The sequence below is a fragment of the Ramlibacter pallidus genome (assembly GCF_015070875.1).
Taxonomy (GTDB): domain Bacteria; phylum Pseudomonadota; class Gammaproteobacteria; order Burkholderiales; family Burkholderiaceae_C; genus Ramlibacter; species Ramlibacter pallidus.
This window is the reverse complement of the sequence record NZ_JADDIV010000001.1, coordinates 537,000-552,711: the sequence shown is the minus strand read 5'-3', so window position 1 is coordinate 552,711 and position 15,712 is coordinate 537,000. Positions and strand designations below refer to the sequence as shown.

Below are 15,712 nucleotides of genomic sequence, written 5' to 3'. Positions count from 1 at the left end.
CTCAGCCGTGCCCCATTCCCTTCTGCTCCCACTGCCAGGCGTGGGCGATGATCTGCTCGATGTCGGGGTACTGGGGGATCCAGCCGAGATCCTGCCGCGCCCGGGTCGCGTCCGCCACCAGCACCGGCGGGTCCCCTTCGCGGCGCGGATCGTCGCGCAGCGGGATCGGGTGGCCGGTCACGCGGCGCGCGGCCTCGATCACCTCGTTGACCGAGTGTCCGTTGCCGTTGCCCAGGTTGTAGACGGCGGTCACGGCACCTTCCTCCAGCTTCTTCAACGCGAGCAGGTGTGCGGTGCACAGGTCCTGCACGTGGATGTAGTCGCGCACGCAGGAGCCGTCGGGCGTGGGGAAGTCCGAGCCGAAGCGCGAGATGAACGCACGGCGCCCCGACGCCACCTGCAGCACCAGCGGGATCAGGTGCGTCTCGGGCTCGTGCCGCTCGCCCAGCGTGCCGTCCGGATGCGCGCCGGCCGCGTTGAAGTAGCGCAGCGTGATCGAGCGCAGCCCGTAGGCGCGCGCGTAGTCCTGCAGCGCCGTCTCCACCGCCAGCTTGCTGTTGCCGTAGGGGTTGATCGGCCGCTGCGGATGCTGCTCGGTGATCGGCACTTCGACCGGGTTGCCGTAGACGGCCGCGGTGGAGGAGAAGATGAACTGCCGGATGTCGCAGGCGAGCATCGTGTCCAGCAGGCCCAGCGTCTGCACGAGGTTGTTGCGCCAGTACCTGGCCGGCGCCGTCATCGACTCCCCGACCAGGCTGGCCGCCGCGAAGTGCATGACGCATTGCGGGCGGAACTCGCGCAGCAGCGGCTCCATGAACGCGGCGTCGCCGATGTCGCCCTGGCGGAAGGTGGCGTCACGTGCGGCCTCCGCGTGGCCGGTGGCCAGGTTGTCGACCACGACCGCGTGGTAGCCGCACTCCGAGAGCATGCGGACCATGTGCGAGCCGATGTAGCCGGCGCCGCCGGCGACGACGACGCAGGGAAGGGACGAAAGGGTCATGGCAGGGCAGGGGCTTCGGTGGACCGCGCGGCGTGCGCGGCGGCTTCGGCAAGGTAGCGTCCCAGGGCGTCCTCGAGCACGGGCATGATAACGCCGCGTTCGCTGGCCAGCGGCACGTAGCGCGGACGGACGGCACGCTGGCCGAGGGCGTTCCCCGGGACCGGCTCGATGAGCGTGGTGTCCAGGCGTGCCGCCCCGGCGGCCATCAGCGCCAGGTCGGCCCAGCTCACCACGCCCCGGTTGGCCAGGTGCCAGATGCCGGACTCGCCGTCCACGAGCAGGTCGAGCGTGGCGCTCACGAGGTCCGGCACGTAAGTGGGCGAGATCCACTGGTCCTGCGCGGCTTGCCAGCGCTCGCCGCGCCGCAGCGCCCCGAGCGCGCAGGTGACGAAGTTGTGGCGGTCGTGCGGCCCGAAGAAGGCGGCGGTGCGGACCACCAGCGCGCCGGGCGCCAAGGCGAGCACGCGCCGTTCCGCCTCGTGCTTGGCGCGGCCGTAGGCATTCAATGGACGCGGCATGTCCCGCTCGATGTACGGCGCCGTGTGGAGGCCGTCGAACACCAGGTCGCTGGAGAAGGTCACGAGGCGCACGCCCTCGCGCGCGCACGCCTGCGCCAGCAGCTGGGGCCCCGTCACGTTCTCGCGCCACTGGCGCCCGTCGTCCTCGGCGTCGTCCACCCGCACGAAGCCGGCGGTGTTGACGATGGCCCAGGGTTGCCAGTGCTCCAGCGCCGCTTCCACGCTGGCCGGGTCCCCCACGTCCAGCTCCGCGCGGTGCAGGAGGTGGTACGGCAGGCCACGCGAGCGGCAGGCGTGCGCGAAGGCCTGGCCCAGCGTGCCCGTCGCGCCGGTGATCAGCAGCGGCCGGCCGCGCACGCGCGCCGCCTGCACGTCGCCGTGCGCAGGGTAGGCGAGGCGGTCTTCCCGCTGCCACCAGCCCGGCGCGTCGAGCACGGGATGGGTCGGCGCCTGGCCGGTGGCCAGCTCGCGCGCCAGCGCGGCCAGCGCGGTGGGGCGGGGCGGGTCCGAGCGGACGTCCCACAGGCCGGGCTCGTAGTGCCCGTCGTCGCGCGTCACCAGGCTGTTCCAGTCGTGGCTGCCGAAAGCCGCCCAGCAGGTGAGCGCACGGATGTCGTGCCCTTCGGCCCGAACCGCCTCGGCGCCGCGCCACGCATGGTGCAGCCACCGCAGCTGCTCCTCGCGCGTGCAGCCGAGGTGCACCTCGGTGATGGCGACCGGCAGGCCATAGCGCTGCGCGGTCTCGCGAAGGCGCGCCTCGAAGCTGCCGACGATGGCGCCGAGCACGCGCACGGCCTCGATGTCGGCATAGCGGTCGCGGCCGTTGCCGCCCAGGTAGTGCGGCGGGTACAGGTCGACCCGGTCGTCCAGGTGCCGTTCGCTGGTGAGATAGCTGTTGATGCCCACGATGTCCGGTGGGCACGGCGCATCGCGGAAGAAGAGGAGCTCCGCCTCGGTCGCGCCGCCGGCGGTCCGCAGGTAGTCCCAGAGTCCGTGGCCCGGGCCGACCCGGCCCGTGAGCAGGTCGAACGTCAGCCAGCGCCGCAGGTTCTCGAACGCCGCCTGGTCGGCCAGCGAAGGCGCACTCGTGATGAACCCGAGGTCCTCGGTCTGCACCAGCCGCGCGCGCGGGTTCACCTCGCGGATGGCGCGCATGGCGAGGACCGTGCCGCGCAGCTCGTGCAGCAGCGCGCGCACGAAGCTCGCGTCGTCGTGCCGGTGCGGGTACCAGAAGCCGTAGAGCCCGCTGAAACGCGCCGTCGTGAGCGGCTCGTTCACCGGCGTCCAGTCCTCGACGTCCGGATAGCGCTCCGCGGCGGCACGGGCGTACCCGGCCAGCAGTTCAGGGAAGGCCGGGTCCAGCAGGTCGGTCCAGCGCGGGCCGCTGCCGTGGTGCACCAGGCCGGCGATCGGCGCCACCCCGAGTTCGCGCAGCCGGGCGATGCGCAGGTCGCTCCACTCCCAGGCGAAGCGCCCGCGCTCGGATTCGGTGCGTTCCCACACCAGCGGGAAGCGCACGCGCCGCACCCCGAGCCCCGCGAGCCGGTCCAGGTCGTCCAGCCGCTCGGCGAATCCGCTGGCCGCGAGCTGGTCCTTGAACCGGTCGCCGACGCGGTTGAAGGTGCACTCGGGGCCGGCCCAGAGCTCCAGCGGCATCAGCCGGCCGCCGCGGTCGTCGCCAGGGCCGCGGCCTCGCCGAGGGTGCGTTGCGTGGCGTCGTGCGCGGCCTGCAGCTTGCGGAAGGCGGCCAGCGCCTGGCCGACCACCTGGTCCATGTTGTAGTAGCGATAGGTCGCGAGGCGGCCGACGAAGGTGACGTTCGGCGTGGCTTCCGCCTCGGCCTCGTACTTGCGGTACAGCTCCGCGTTCTCGGGCCGCGGCACCGGGTAGTAAGGGTCGCCCTCGGCACAAGGGTATTCGTAGACCACCGAGGTGGTCGGGTGTTCCTGACCGGTGATGTGCTTGAACTCGCTGATGCGCGTGTAGCCGTAGTCGTTGGGATAGTTCACCGTGCCGACCGGCTGGAAGCGCTCGCGGGGCATGTTGACGTGCTCGAACCGCAGGCTGCGGTAAGGCAGCTTGCCGTACTTGCAGTCGAAGAACTCGTCGACCGGGCCCGTGTACACCATGTGCTTCCACGGCAGCACGTCCGCGATCTCCCGGTAGTCCGTGTTCAGCATCACCTTGATGTTCGGGTGCGCCAGCATCCTCTCGAACATGCGGGTGTAGCCGTGCAGCGGCATGGCCTGGAACTTGTCGGCGAAATAGCGGTCGTCCCGGTTGGTGCGGGTGGGAACCCGCGCGGTGACGCTGGCGTCCAGCTCGGACGGGTCCAGCCCCCACTGCTTGCGCGTGTAGCCGCGGAAGAACTTGTTGTACAGCTCGCGCCCCACCTTGCTGACCACGACGTCCTCGGAGGTCTTCACCTCGTCCTTCTTCTCGGCGACCGATTCGAAGAACTTCTCGACCTCGAAGGAGGTCAGGTTCAGGCCGTACAGCTTGTTGATGGTGTCCAGGTTGATCGGCATCGGCACCATCTGGCCGTCGACGCTGGCGAGCACGCGGTGCTGGTACGGCCGCCACTGCGTGAACGTCGAGAGGTACTCGAAGATGTCCTCCGAGTTGGTATGGAAGATGTGCGGTCCGTACGGGTGCACCAGCACGCCCGCGTCGTCGTAGCGGTCGTAGGCATTGCCGCCGATGTGCGGGCGCTTGTCGACGATGAGCACACGCTGGCCCAGCACGTTGGCCAGCCTTTCGGCCAGCACGCTGCCGGCGAAGCCGGCGCCGACGATGAGGTAGTCGAACCCGGCGCGGCCGGGAATGGTGGCCGCGGCGGCCCGCTCGAGGTGTTGGCTGATCTTGTCCATGGGAGGTTCTCGGTACTGCTGCGGGTCGGCCGGATCGGCCAGCGGCCGACCCGGCCGGAGGAGGTTCAGGCGGCGCCTGCGGCGGCGCTGGCGCCGGAGGCGCGTGCCAGTTCGACGGCGATGCTGGCGACGGCGGGGAGCTCCTGCGCCTCGCGCGCCGCCTCGGCCCGGGCGATCAACTCGCCCATCGCCGCGGCCGTTGCGTCCCAGGAGGTGCGCGCGATGATCTCGCCGACCGCGCGGTCATGCACCGCGCGTTCTTCCGGCGTCCGCCGCAGGATCGCGTCGCTCGCTTCGACGAAGCCGGCGGCGTCGGCGCGGATCGGCACGACGTGGCCATAGGGCTCCACGACGTCGCGGATGGCCGTGCTGACCGAAGGCTTGCCGCACGCCATGTACTCCAGCGTCTTGGTGGGGCTGATGAAGCGGGTGGATTCGTTGAGCGCGAAGGGCAGCAGGCAGATGTCCCAGCCGTTGATGAAGGAAGGCAGGTCCTGGTAGCCCTGCTGGCCGAGCCAGCGCACGTTGGGACGCTGCGGGCAAGTGGCCGGGTCGATCTTCACCACGGGCCCCACCATCACGAGCTGCCAGTCGGGGCGCGCGTCCGCCACGCCGGCGATCAGTTCCAGGTCGATGCGTTCGTCGATGACGCCGCAATAGCCCAGGCGCGGCGCGGGGAGGTCCTCCTGCAGGGGGTGGTCTCCCGTGCCGGGACGGAAATGCAGCGCGTCGACGCTGCTCGGGAAGCAGTGCACGTTGCGGTGGCGCGTCTTCTTGGCGTTGTACAGGCTGCGGCCGCCAGTGAACACGACGTCGGCCGCCTTGAACAGCGCGGTTTCCTGGTCGATCAGCTCGCGCGGCGCGCCGCGGAAGAGCGAGAGCTCGTCCATGCAGTCGTAGACGATGCCCTCGGGCTGCAACTTCTCGGCCATGGGCAGGGCCATCGGCGTGTAGAACCAGATCCAGTAGTCGCGGAGGCCCTGCTTCTGCATCGCCTGCCCGACGAGCCGCTGGAGCACGGCCTTGTGCTCGGCATGGAAGCCGTGCGCCGCGCCGCGCACGTGCGGGCGCCACACCTCGACGCCGGGCGCGGCGTCGATGAACTCGATCCGGTCCTCGCCCGCGCCGGGCATCGGTTCCTCGATGAAGATCACGGGCCATCGCAGCGCCAGGCGCGACAGCACGTGCTGCGGCCGTTGGTAGACGAAGTTCCAGCGGAGGTGGGAGAAGACGACGAGTGATTTCATGGGACCCATTCTCGGCACCGATTGCGCGACCATGCGCACGGCGTTCGATCAAATAGTCTGCGTCCTACGCGCCGCCCTCGCGTTGTCTGGCGGGCCGTTTGTAGGCGGCGGCGCCGCGCGCCCGGCAGAGCCAGGGAATGCGCGGCGCTTGCGGTTTCCTACATCGCCCAACGGACTTGTCACTACGTCGGTGCCGTCCTGCACCGGTGAACATCCGCAGCGTCGCATTCACGCAAGGAGCCATCGATGAACAAGTCGCACGTCACCCTCTCCCTCGTCGCCGTCGCCGCCCTCGCGCTGGCGGGCTGCGCGTCGCGCCAGCAGACCAGCATGGGCGCAGGCGCTTCCACCGCGGCCGTCACCACCACCACGAGCACGTCCGCCACGAGCACGACCACGCCCGCCGCCGCGGCCCGCCTGTCTGCCGCGGACCTGCAGTTCGTGGCGCAGGCCGCCGGCGCCGGCATGTACGAGGTCGAAGCGTCGCGCGTGGCGCTGACACGCGCGGCCGACCCGCAGGTGCGCGCCTATGCCCAGATGCTGGTGGACCACCACACCGCCAACAACAACGAGCTGATGGCGCTGGTCGGCCGCAAGGGCCACCGGATCGCCCCGGGGCTGCCCGCCCCGCTGCAGCAGAAGGTGACCATGCTGCAAGGCCTCTCCGGCGCGGCCTTCGACCGCGAATTCATCCGCAACACCGGCGTGCAGGACCACATGGCCGCGATCAACGCCTTCCAGCAAAGCCGCAGCACCGTGGCCGACCGCGACCTGCAGGCGTTCATCGACAAGACGCTGCCGACGCTGCAGGCGCACCTGAAGCAGGCGCAGGACCTGGCCGGCCGCATCGCGGGCTGAACGCGCCTCCCGGTGCTGAGCTTGCACCGGGCCCGCGGGGGTGGAAGCATGGGTGCTTCCATCCTGACGCCACTTCCGCCATGCGCTACACCGCCGCCGAACACGACGCCTTCGCCCGCGACTTCAACCGCGACAGCCTGGTCGTCCTGCGCGACCACCTGCCGCGCGAGAAGCTGGCCCTGTGGGCGGCCGCCTTCCCGCCGCTGCTCCAGGCGCAGATCGCCAGGGAGACGCAGGCGTCCAGCCGCGGTGCGCAGCGCTTCTACGTGACCCTGCCCTTCACCGGCGCATGGGCCGACCCGGAGATCTACGAGGACCGTGACATCCTGGCCATCGTCGAGCGCGTGGCCGGGCCCGAGCCCGTGATGTGCCAGCTGGCGTCGGACACGCCGCTGAAGGGGTCGGACTACCAGCCGTGGCATGCGGACACGCCGGCCTTGTTCCCGGAAACCGGGAACAACGACACGCCGTCCTTCCAGCTGGCGGTGAACTTCGCGTTGTGCGACGTCGGCCAGGACAACGGCCCGTTCGAGACCACGCACGGGACGCATCGCATGGACAAGGCGAAGGCGCTGGCCGGCATCGCGTCCGGCGCGATCGCCGCGCACCGCTATCCGATGAAGATGGGCGACGTGATGATCCGCGACGTGCGCGCGGTGCACCGCGGCACGCCCAACCTCACGGACCAGCCGCGGCCGATGGTCGTCATCGGCTACAGCCGGCGGTGGTACTTCCGTCCGGAGGTCCAGATCCGCATTCCGCAAAGCGGATGGGAGCGGCTCTCGCCGCTCGGCCGCAGCCTGCTGCGACACAATCCGGTGGTGCCCGACGACGCGCTCGTGCAGGGCGAGGAAACCTACCGCAGCTTCGCCTACTGAAGGAGTCCATGACCGACGAATCGAACGTGACCACGCCGCTGGTGGTGCTCTCGGCCGGCGAATTGCAGCTGGTCCTGGCGCCGGACGCCGGCGGCTCCATCGCGGCGTTCAGCCGGCACTGGCAGGAAGGGCGCCGCCGCCGCCAGCTGCATTGGCTGCGTCCCGCCACGGCCACGGGACTGGCCGCCCGCAACCCGCTGGACATGGCGAGCTTCCCGCTGGTGCCGTTCTGCAACCGCATCCGCGACGGCCGCGCCGCCTTCGAAGGCCGGGAGATCCGCTTCCCGCCGAACCATCCGGGCGAGGATGCGCCGCACCCGCTGCACGGCATCGGCTGGCTGCGGCCGTGGCAGGTCGCGTCTTCCGGGCCGGACAGCGCGGTGCTGGCGCTTTCGGTGGAGGCGAGCGAGGCGTGGCCGTGGCGCTTCTCGGCGCGGCAGCACTTCACGCTGAAGGAGCGCGCGCTCGAGGTCCGCATGGAGGTGCGCAACGACGACACCGCCGCCATGCCCCTGGGCATCGGCCACCATCCCTACTTCCCGCACCATCCCGGCACCCGCGTCAACAGTGCCGCCGAAGCGATGTGGCGCGGCGACGCCGAAGTGATGCCCGTCGCGCTCGAAAGCGGCGGCCCGGTCGATGCGCTGCGCCGCGGGGTCGAACTCGCGCAGCTGGACCTGGACAACAACTTCACCGGCTGGCAGCGCTCGACGCGCATCGACTGGCCGCAGGACCTGCACGGTCCCGCCCGCAGCCTGGTGATGGAGGCCGATGCGCCGCTGGACTACTTCGTGCTGTACTGCCCGCGCGGTGCCGACGCGTTCTGCGCCGAGCCGGTCAGCCAGTGCACGGACTGGCTGAACCTGCTGCCCCGGTACGGCGAAGGCCCGCTGGGCGGGGCGCGGCTCGCGCCCGGCGAAGCGCTGCAGGCGCGTTTCACGCTGCGGCCGCAGTGGGACTGAAGTTCCCGGCATGATGCGCACGCGGCTGGCGTTCGACCGCGACTTCGTCGAGCTGGGCGCCACCCTCGTGCGCTGTCCCGGCGGCCATTTCGTGTCGGGCACGACTGGGAGGACGGCGCGGGGCCGGTCGAACAGCGGCCCGTGCGCCTGGACTGTTGGTGCCGACGCGGTTGGTTCCGGTCGAATGCCACGTGAGAGGCTGGCCGCGGGCGGCCTGCGCGCGCGCCTGCTGGCCGGGTCCTGGAACGTGTTCGTGCTGGACGTCAGCCGAGGAGGCTGCGGATGATGTCCACCACGAGGTGGTCGCGCGAGACGAGCACCACCTGGTTGTGCACCACGGCGTAGCGGTAGCCCGGGGGCGGGGGTGGCAGGTCCGCCCGCACGTGCCGCGGGATCGTGTACACGGCGCCGGCCGGCAGGGGATAGCCGACGGCGACCTTCTTCGCCTGTCCCGGCGGCATGCAACCGTTGCCCTTCTTCGCGAGGCCCGGCGGGCAGCCGGCGCCGTGGTAGCCGCTGTACGCGTGGTACCGGTCGTCGTTGCCGCGGCCGTGCTTGCCGGCATGCTTGTGGTGCTTGCCTTCGTGCTTCTGCACGTGGCCGTGGCGGTCGTCGTGCTTGTCGTTGCCCTTGGCGAGCACGGGGGCCGAGGCGACGGCGGCGAGCACCGCCGCGAGCAGTGTCTTCTGGATGTCGTGCATGGATGGTTCTCCGTTGGTCTGGCCCAAGCATTGGCGAGAGGCATCCCGCCGCGTGTAGGAGCCGCGCGCGAGCACCGGCCGGCGCACGCAAGCTCGGCGGTGAACCACCGCCTCAGGCCGGCTTGCGTGCCAGCAGGAAAAGCAGGGAGCCGGATCCTGCCACCAGCGCCAGCACCGTGAAGCCGGCGCGGTAGTTGCCGGTGAGGTCGGCGAAGAGGCCGGCGACCATCGGGCCGGCGACCTGACCGAGCGCGATGATCACCGCCGACAGCCCGAGGATCATGCCGATCGCTTGCAGGCCGAAGTAGTCGGCCCGCAGCGCCTGCATGAACGGTCCGCGCAAGCCCCAGGCGACGCCGTGCGAGACGGCGAAGAGGCCGAGCATCACCGGGTGCACCGCGTAGGTGAGCATCAGCAGTCCGGCCATGTGCGCCAGCATGCAGCCCGCCGCCACGCGCCGCTTGTTCCAGCGGTCGCCCATCGCGGCGCCCAGCAGCACACCCGCGGCCTGCGACAGGGTCATGAGCGTGATCACGAAGGAGGCCTGCGCCAGCGTGTAGCCCAGCCCCTCCTTCATGTGCGAGATGGCATGCACGTTGATGGCCGTCACCACCAGCAGCGCGAACCCGTGTCCCAGTCCCAGCAGCCAGAAGGCGCGGGTGCGCAGGGCCTCGCGCGCGGTGAAGGAGCGCGCGGGCGCCGGCAGCGTCCCGCCGAGCGTGGGCTCGGGCGCGGGCTGCGGCGGCAGGCCGTCCATGGTCTCGCCCACCTCCGCCGGGTTGCGCCGGACGATGCGCGCCAGCGGCAGGCCGGCCACGAGGACGATCACCGCGGTCGCGAGCGCGGTGCGGCGCCAGCCGTAGGTCTGCATCGCCCAGCCCACCAGCGGGATGGCGACGCCGCCCAGCGCGAGGCCGAGGCTCATGAAGGACAGCGCGCGGGCCCGGCGCTTCTCGAACCAGTGCACCAGCGCCACCGAGAGCGGGAAGTAGCCGGAGAAGCTGGCGCCGACCGAGATCACCACGAGGGCGACATAGAAGTCGCCGATGGTCTGCAGCTGGCTGAACAGCAGGAAGCCGAGGGACAGCAGCACGATGCCGGCCTGCACCAGCAGCCGCGGCCCGAAGCGGTCGACCATCCAGCCGAGGAGCGGGCCGAGCAGGGCGCCTTCGAGCGACTGCAGCGCGGCGCCGCCGGCGAGCGCCGTCTTGCTCCAGCCGTTCTCCTCGGACAGCACCGCGACGTAGGCGCCGAAAGCCTGCAGCAACAGCGCGGAATGGAGGAAGTGGATGCCGGCGCCTGCCGCGGCAATCCGCCAGCCGTAGAAGATCTTCAAGGTGAATGCGCGAAAGCGGCCCAGTGTAGCGGCGCGATACTCCGGGGATGCCGCACTTTCGTTTGCATCCCGCCGCCGACGTCGCGCCCGCCGACCTGCACGCGGCCTTCACCACGGCCTTCGCGGACTACCTGATCGGGCCGTTCCGCCAGCCGCTGGAACTGTGGCCGCGCTTCCTCGCGCGCCAGGGCGTGGACATCGGCCGCAGCCGCGTCGCGGTGGGCGACGCCGGCATCCTCGCCTTCGCGCTCGTCGCGCCGCGCGCCGACGTGGCGAGCTGGCGCCTCGGCGTGATGGGCGCGGTGCCAGCCGCGCGCGGCACCGGCGCGGCGCCCGCGCTCTTGGACGACTTCATCGCGCGCGCCAAAGGCGAGGGCCAGCGGCGGGTGGAACTCGAATGTTTCGCGCAGAACGAGCGTGGCCTGCGCCTGTACCGCGGTCGCGGCTTCGCCGGCGTCGCGCCGTTGCACGGGTACGGCAGCGAGGGCGTCGGCCCTTCCGGCCTGGCCAGCGGCGCGGTGCCGGTGGGACTGGACGAAGCCTTCGCGTGGATCGACGGGCTGGCACGCGCCCGCGGTGACCTGCCGCTGCAGGTCACGTCGGTGTCGCTGCGGGCGCAGCCGATGCACCTGCACGCCTGGCGTTGCAACGGCGCGCAGGTGGTGGCGGCCGGCACCGCGCCGGACCAGGTGACGGTGCTCAGTCTGCTCGACACGGAGCCGGGGCAGGGCGGCACGCCGGCCCTGATCGGTGCGCTGCGGCAGCAGTGGCCGGAGGCCAGCCTGCACGTGCCGCAGCTGCAGCGCGACGACCTGGGCGGGGACGCCTTGCGGCGGCTGGGATTCCAGCCGCTCCCGCTGCACCAGCTGCTGATGCATCGCCCGCTCGCCTGAGCGGCTTCAGGCGGTGGCGCGGAACGCCGCCGGCGCCATCCCCACCCATTGCCGGAAGGCCCGCGCGAAGCTCTTCTCGTTGCGGAAGCCGACCGCGGCCGCGACCTGCTTGATCGGCCGGTCGGTGCGCCACAACAGGTCCTTCGCGCGCTCCAGCCGCACCTCGTCCTTCAACTGCTGCAGGCTGGCGCCTTCCTCCTTCAACTGCCGGTGCAGCGTGCGCGCGGACACGTGCAGCAGCCCGGCCAGCGCCTCGGCGCTGTGCGCGCGCTCGGGGTGCGCGGCGAGCGCCTGCCGCACCTGCGGCACCAGCAGTCGGTCGCGCCGGTAGGGCAGCACGGTGATGGACAGCGCCCGTTGCAGCATCCGGGCCAGCGCCTTCTCGTCGCGCCGCAGCGGCAACTGCAGGTAGCGCGCATCGAAGGCGATGCTGGCCGCGGGCGCGTCGAAACGCAGCGGCCCGGGGAACATGTGCGGGTACGCGTCGGCATGTGCCGGTGCGGGGAAGGGGAAGGCTGCGGCGAGCAAGGGAATGCGCGAATCGACGTACCAGCACGCCAGCCCGTGGGCGTTGCGCAGCAGGAAGGCCAGGCTCAGCTCGCGGACTTCGCGCGGCAACGGAACGGGCTCGTGCAGGGTGAGCTGCGCGGTGCTGCCGCTGGTCTGCAGTTCCAGCCGGATGTCATCGGTCAGCAGCGCATGGTGCCGGCACCAGCGCTTCAGCGCGACGCCCAGGTTCGGGGCGCCGAGGGAAGCGCGCGCCAGCATGCCGTAGCTGCCCCATGGGAGACGCCGCGAAAAGGCGCCCAGTCCCTCGTCGTCCAGCTCCTGCATGGCGGCGGCGGACAGGGTCTCCATCTGCCGCGCGCGCATCCGGCCGTCCGGCTTCTGCAGCTGCGCTGGCGTGATCTGTGCCAGTCGCAAGGCGGCCACCGGGTCCTTGCCGTGGCGCCGGTACGCCGCCACGATGGCCCGGGCGAACGCCATGGGTGTGACGGCTGCCGAGGGCCGGCTGGTGCTGCGGGAAGCCATGGGGCGGAGTGTAGGCGAGTGGCAGGATTTGCACCCCGTGGGTCAGCCGCGCGACGGCGACTTTGCCTAAGCTCGCGCCTTTGGCGCTATCGTCGCGCAGCGCCTTCGCGAGAAAGAGAGACATGCCCGTCCTGCCCTCCCAGCTGAACCCCCGGTCCGCCGACTTCCAGGCCAGCGTGGCCGCCATGCAGGCCCTGGTCGACGACCTGAACGCCCAGGTGGCCGTGCATTCCGCCGGCGGCGGCGAAGCGGCGCGCAAGAAGCACGAGGCGCGGGGCAAGCTGCCGCCGCGCGAGCGGGTGCAGATGCTGCTGGACCCGGGCACGCCCTTCCTGGAGATCGCGCCCCTGGCCGCGCACGGCATGTACCTGGCGAAGGACGGCAGCATGGACGCCCCCTGCGCCGGCATGATCGCCGGCATCGGCCGCGTGAGCGGCGTCGACTGCATGATCGTCTGCAACGACGCCACGGTGAAGGGCGGCACCTACTACCCGATGACGGTGAAGAAGCACCTGCGGGCGCAGGAGATCGCCGCGCAGAACCGCCTGCCGTGCATCTACCTCGTCGATTCGGGCGGCGCCAACCTGCCGAACCAGGACGAGGTGTTCCCCGACCGCGACCATTTCGGCCGCATCTTCTACAACCAGGCCAACCTGTCCGCGCAGGGCATCGCGCAGGTGGCGGTGGTGATGGGTTCCTGCACGGCAGGCGGCGCCTACGTGCCGGCGATGAGCGACGAGACCATCATCGTCAAGGACCAGGGCACCATCTTCCTGGGCGGCCCGCCGCTGGTGAAGGCCGCCACCGGCGAGGTGGTGAGCGCGGAGGACCTCGGGGGCGGCGACGTGCACACGCGCCTGTCCGGCGTCGCCGACCACCTGGCCATGAACGACGCCCACGCGCTGGCGCTGGCGCGGCAGGCCGTCGCCGCCCTCAACCGCCCCAAGCAGGCCCCGGTGCAGCTGCGCGAACCGGTGCCGCCGAAGTACGACGGCCGCGAGCTGTACGGCGTGATCCCGACCGACGCGCGCAAGCCCTTCGACGTGCGCGAGATCATCGCCCGCATCGTCGACGGCTCCGAGTTCCACGAGTTCAAGGCGCGCTTCGGCAACACGCTGGTGTGCGGCTTCGCGCACGTCGAGGGCATGCCCGTCGGGATCGTCGCCAACAACGGCATCCTGTTCTCGGAATCGGCGCAGAAGGGCGCGCACTTCATCGAGCTGTGCTGCCAGCGCAAGGTTCCGCTGGTCTTCCTGCAGAACATCACGGGCTTCATGGTGGGCCGCAAGTACGAGAACGAAGGCATCGCCCGCCACGGCGCGAAGATGGTGACGGCGGTGGCCACGGCCAACGTGCCCAAGTTCACGATCATCATCGGCGGCAGCTACGGCGCCGGCAACTACGGCATGTGCGGCCGCGCCTACTCGCCGCGCTTCCTCTGGATGTGGCCGAACGCGCGCATCTCGGTGATGGGCGGCGAGCAGGCGGCCAGCGTGTTGGCGACGGTCAAGCGCGACGGCATCGAGGGCCGGGGCGGCGCCTGGAGCGCGGAAGAAGAGGCCGCCTTCAAGAAGCCGCTGCTGGAGCAGTTCGCGCACCAGTCGCACCCCTACTACGCCAGCGCCCGCCTGTGGGACGACGGCGTCATCGACCCGGCCGACACGCGCCGCGTGCTCGCACTGGGCCTGTCGGCCGCGTTGAACGCGCCCATCCCGGACGTGAAGTTCGGCGTGTTCCGGATGTGACCATGCGACCGGCCGCCTTGCTCCTGCTGCTGGCCGCCTGCGCGGTGGGGCATGCCGCTCCGGTGGAGGAGGCGCTGCGGGTCCCCGTGCGCTTCACGACGCTGCGTGGCGAGCCGGTGGAGCAGCCGGTCGAAGTCCTGTTCTACCGGGACGATGCGCGAACGGGGCCGGCGCCCCTCGTCGTCATCAGCCATGGCCGCAGCCCGGACGCGAAGGCCCGGCAGGCCCTGGGGCGCGCCAGCTATCCCAAGGTGGTCCCGTTCTTCCTGGAGCGCGGCTTCGTGGTCGCGGTGCCCACCCGGGTGGGCTACGGCAGGACGGGCGGCCCCGACCTCGAAGACAGCGGCCCCTGCGAACACCGGGACTTCGCCCCGGCCTACGACGCGGCCGCCCGCCAGGTGCAGGCCGTCGTCGAGCACCTGCGCGGCCGCCCCGACGTCCGGCCCGACCAGACCTTGCTGGTCGGCCAGTCCTTCGGGGGCGTGACCACCCTCTCGCTCGCGGCTTCCAACCTGGCCGGCGTGCAGGCCGGCATCAATTTCGCCGGTGGCGGCGGCGGCAATCCGCGGGCGCGTCCGGGCCAGCCCTGCGGGCCCGACCGGATGGAGGCCATGCTGCGCGAGTACGGGCGGCATGCCCGGGTGCCCGTCCTCTGGGTGTACGCCGAGAACGACCGCTATTTCGGGGCCGAGCTGCCGCGGCGATGGTTCGCCGCCTATGCGGAAGGCGGCGCGCCCGCCGAGTTCCAGCAGTACGGCCCGCATGGCAGCGACGGCCATGCGCTGTTTGCCCACTGGCCCGGCGTGTGGCACGCCCGGGTCGATGCCTTCCTTTCGCGGCACGGCTACGCCGTGCCGATCCCCGTCCCACCTCTGAAGGCCCCACGATGAACCACCTCGAACTCTCCTTCGGCCATGGCGTGGCCACCGTCACGCTGAACCGTCCCGAGCTGCGCAACGCCTTCAACGACGAGGTGATCGCGGAGCTCACCGCCGTGCTGTTCGAGCTGGAGAAGCGCACCGAAGTCCGCTGCGTCGTGCTAGCCGGCAACGGCCCGGCCTTCTGCGCCGGCGCCGACCTGAACTGGATGAAGCGCATCGCCGGCTATTCCCGCGACGAGAACCTGACCGATGCGTCCGGGCTGGCGCGCATGCTCGAGCAGCTCTACCGGATGCCCAAGCCCACCATCGCGCGCGTGCACGGCGACACCTATGCCGGCGGCATCGGCCTGGTGTCCGCCTGCGACATCGCGATCGCGGCGGAGCCGGCGCAGTTCTGCCTGAGCGAGGTCAAGCTGGGGCTGATCCCGGCGACGATCAGCCCGTACGTGATCCGCGCCATGGGTGCGCGCATGGCGCACCGCTACTTCCTGACCGCCGAGCGCTTCGGCGCCGTGGAAGCTCAGCGCATCGGGCTCGTGCATGAAGTCGTGGCCGCCGATGCTTTGGACGGCAAGGTGGCGGAGGTCGCGCGCAGTCTCGTGACCGCCGGCCCGGAGGCCGTGAAAGCCTGCAAGAAGCTGCTGCACGACGTGGCCGGCCACGCGATCGACGCCGGGCTGGTCCGCCGCACGGTGGAAGCCATCGCCGACATCCGTGCCAGCCACGAGGGCCGCGAGGGCGTGCAGTCCTTCCTGGCCAAGCGCAAGCCCAACTGGTTGCCGGGGGCCTGA

Annotated in this window: 14 protein-coding genes; 7 read left to right on the top strand and 7 right to left on the bottom strand. The window is 71.2% G+C overall.

Going from position 1 to position 15,712, the window contains the following annotated elements; genetic code table 11:
* Position 1: 1 nt before the first annotated feature.
* The 4 genes from galE to IM787_RS02740 form a co-directional block, all read right to left on the bottom strand.
* Complete coding sequence (gene galE, locus IM787_RS02755) at positions 2-1,000, bottom strand: UDP-glucose 4-epimerase GalE (RefSeq protein WP_193675094.1); 999 nt, start codon at positions 998-1,000, stop codon at positions 2-4.
* A complete protein-coding gene (locus tag IM787_RS02750) occupies positions 997-3,174 on the bottom strand; it encodes a sugar nucleotide-binding protein (RefSeq protein ID WP_193675093.1) in 2,178 nt (725 codons plus the stop codon). Before IM787_RS02750 ends, galE begins: the two co-directional genes overlap by 4 nt.
* Complete coding sequence (gene glf / locus IM787_RS02745; protein WP_193675092.1) at positions 3,174-4,388, bottom strand: UDP-galactopyranose mutase; 1,215 nt, start codon at positions 4,386-4,388, stop codon at positions 3,174-3,176. The genes IM787_RS02750 and glf overlap by 1 nt, the downstream gene beginning before the upstream one ends.
* Positions 4,389-4,453: 65 nt before the next feature.
* The gene (locus tag IM787_RS02740) at positions 4,454-5,635 is read right to left on the bottom strand and encodes a glycosyltransferase (protein WP_193675091.1); all 1,182 of its coding nucleotides are present in this window, start codon (positions 5,633-5,635) and stop codon (positions 4,454-4,456) included.
* Between the two features lie 246 nt (positions 5,636-5,881).
* On the opposite strand from IM787_RS02740, the gene IM787_RS02735 reads away from it, so the two are divergent.
* The 3 genes from IM787_RS02735 (at position 5,882) to IM787_RS02725 (ending at position 8,333) form a co-directional block, all read left to right on the top strand.
* Complete coding sequence (locus IM787_RS02735; RefSeq protein WP_193675090.1) at positions 5,882-6,493, top strand: DUF4142 domain-containing protein; 612 nt, start codon at positions 5,882-5,884, stop codon at positions 6,491-6,493.
* 80 nt (positions 6,494-6,573) lie between these two features.
* Positions 6,574-7,371 (top strand): phytanoyl-CoA dioxygenase family protein, encoded by a 798-nt coding sequence (locus tag IM787_RS02730; RefSeq protein WP_193675089.1) that lies wholly within the window; start codon positions 6,574-6,576, stop codon positions 7,369-7,371.
* 8 nt (positions 7,372-7,379) lie between these two features.
* Positions 7,380-8,333, top strand: coding sequence for an aldose 1-epimerase (locus IM787_RS02725; protein WP_193675088.1), 954 nt, complete (start codon positions 7,380-7,382; stop codon positions 8,331-8,333).
* Positions 8,334-8,596: 263 nt separating this feature from the next.
* Here the strand turns inward: IM787_RS02725 and IM787_RS02720 are convergent, their stop codons facing one another.
* Together IM787_RS02720 and IM787_RS02715 are read right to left on the bottom strand one after the other, a co-directional pair.
* Complete coding sequence (locus IM787_RS02720) at positions 8,597-9,034, bottom strand: hypothetical protein (protein ID WP_193675087.1); 438 nt, start codon at positions 9,032-9,034, stop codon at positions 8,597-8,599.
* A 112-nt stretch (positions 9,035-9,146) separates the two neighbouring features.
* The gene (locus IM787_RS02715; protein WP_193675086.1) at positions 9,147-10,370 is read right to left on the bottom strand and encodes an MFS transporter; all 1,224 of its coding nucleotides are present in this window, start codon (positions 10,368-10,370) and stop codon (positions 9,147-9,149) included.
* 47 nt (positions 10,371-10,417) lie between these two features.
* On the opposite strand from IM787_RS02715, the gene IM787_RS02710 reads away from it, so the two are divergent.
* Complete coding sequence (locus IM787_RS02710; protein WP_193675085.1) at positions 10,418-11,263, top strand: GNAT family N-acetyltransferase; 846 nt, start codon at positions 10,418-10,420, stop codon at positions 11,261-11,263.
* Between the two features lie 6 nt (positions 11,264-11,269).
* On the opposite strand, the gene IM787_RS02705 is transcribed toward IM787_RS02710, so the two are convergent.
* Positions 11,270-12,295, bottom strand: a complete 1,026-nt coding sequence (locus tag IM787_RS02705; protein ID WP_193675084.1) for an AraC family transcriptional regulator — start codon at positions 12,293-12,295, stop codon at positions 11,270-11,272.
* A 122-nt stretch (positions 12,296-12,417) separates the two neighbouring features.
* Here IM787_RS02705 and IM787_RS02700 point away from each other — a divergent pair, with 122 nt between their 5' ends.
* Genes IM787_RS02700 through IM787_RS02690 form a run of 3 tightly spaced genes read left to right on the top strand, consistent with a single transcriptional unit; the run spans position 12,418 to position 15,712 of the window.
* Positions 12,418-14,040 (top strand): carboxyl transferase domain-containing protein, encoded by a 1,623-nt coding sequence (locus IM787_RS02700; protein ID WP_193675083.1) that lies wholly within the window; start codon positions 12,418-12,420, stop codon positions 14,038-14,040.
* A gap of 2 nt (positions 14,041-14,042) precedes the next feature.
* Positions 14,043-14,930: an alpha/beta hydrolase family protein gene (locus IM787_RS02695; RefSeq protein ID WP_193675082.1), complete on the top strand. Its 888-nt coding sequence runs from the start codon at positions 14,043-14,045 to the stop codon at positions 14,928-14,930.
* A complete protein-coding gene (locus IM787_RS02690) occupies positions 14,927-15,712 on the top strand; it encodes an enoyl-CoA hydratase/isomerase family protein (protein WP_193675081.1) in 786 nt (261 codons plus the stop codon). The genes IM787_RS02695 and IM787_RS02690 overlap by 4 nt, the downstream gene beginning before the upstream one ends.

Excerpts from the sequence above, each read along its gene's own strand:
- IM787_RS02740 (WP_193675091.1), bottom strand. The coding sequence starts at position 5,635 with ATGAAATCACTCGTCGTCTTCTCCCACCTCCGCTGGAACTTCGTCTAC.
- IM787_RS02750 (WP_193675093.1), bottom strand. The coding sequence starts at position 3,174 with ATGCCGCTGGAGCTCTGGGCCGGCCCCGAGTGCACCTTCAACCGCGTC.
- IM787_RS02705 (WP_193675084.1), bottom strand. The coding sequence starts at position 12,295 with ATGGCTTCCCGCAGCACCAGCCGGCCCTCGGCAGCCGTCACACCCATG.
- galE (WP_193675094.1), bottom strand. The coding sequence starts at position 1,000 with ATGACCCTTTCGTCCCTTCCCTGCGTCGTCGTCGCCGGCGGCGCCGGC.
- IM787_RS02700 (WP_193675083.1), top strand. The coding sequence starts at position 12,418 with ATGCCCGTCCTGCCCTCCCAGCTGAACCCCCGGTCCGCCGACTTCCAG.
- IM787_RS02725 (WP_193675088.1), top strand. The coding sequence starts at position 7,380 with ATGACCGACGAATCGAACGTGACCACGCCGCTGGTGGTGCTCTCGGCC.
- IM787_RS02695 (WP_193675082.1), top strand. The coding sequence starts at position 14,043 with ATGCGACCGGCCGCCTTGCTCCTGCTGCTGGCCGCCTGCGCGGTGGGG.
- IM787_RS02735 (WP_193675090.1), top strand. The coding sequence starts at position 5,882 with ATGAACAAGTCGCACGTCACCCTCTCCCTCGTCGCCGTCGCCGCCCTC.
- IM787_RS02730 (WP_193675089.1), top strand. The coding sequence starts at position 6,574 with ATGCGCTACACCGCCGCCGAACACGACGCCTTCGCCCGCGACTTCAAC.
- IM787_RS02720 (WP_193675087.1), bottom strand. The coding sequence starts at position 9,034 with ATGCACGACATCCAGAAGACACTGCTCGCGGCGGTGCTCGCCGCCGTC.
- IM787_RS02690 (WP_193675081.1), top strand. The coding sequence starts at position 14,927 with ATGAACCACCTCGAACTCTCCTTCGGCCATGGCGTGGCCACCGTCACG.
- IM787_RS02710 (WP_193675085.1), top strand. The coding sequence starts at position 10,418 with ATGCCGCACTTTCGTTTGCATCCCGCCGCCGACGTCGCGCCCGCCGAC.
- glf (WP_193675092.1), bottom strand. The coding sequence starts at position 4,388 with ATGGACAAGATCAGCCAACACCTCGAGCGGGCCGCCGCGGCCACCATT.